Raw genomic sequence first — 483 nt, 5'->3', positions numbered from 1 at the left:
CTAAAAAGAAGACTTATCGAAAACATATAGACAATCAGGTACAATATCGCGGTTGTTATCCCTTGATGAAATGGCGACACCATGGGTAGGTTTAACATTACTCTATTGTGTGCAATTTGACCACTAACCCGGAAGATCGTCATCCGGCAAGCTACCCAAGTGCCAGAGCCGAGCAGTGCAAATGTAGGGACTTCCATATTAAGAATGTAGTGGGTGCCAATCAACAGATATACAGAACTGATAATAGCAAGCATAATCATTGGCTGAATGAGCAGCCATATGATTGAAAATGGACCATCAGCGTTTATCGTGTGAAAATTATGAATAAAAAGCGCCCATATTATTGTTATGGACTTGATGGCGTGACCGTTTTTTTTATATCCAATTGTGTCTATATGCGTAGCCATTTCCAGGTATCTCAGAGTTTCTTCCTGCCCCTGAACCAAAGCGGCGTATTCTGCATCTTTTTTTGCGACAACCGCC

Annotated in this window: 1 protein-coding gene; it reads right to left on the bottom strand. The window is 41.6% G+C overall.

Annotated elements, in window-relative coordinates; translation table 11 throughout:
- A partial coding sequence (locus ACWTU8_RS32395; RefSeq protein WP_455851322.1) for a hypothetical protein occupies positions 1–483 on the bottom strand: 483 nt, incomplete at both ends.

It is taken from the genome of Mesorhizobium sp. BHbdii (assembly GCF_053848045.1).
Note: the sequence above shows the minus strand (reverse complement) of the source record. Positions and strands in the feature narration are given on the sequence as shown.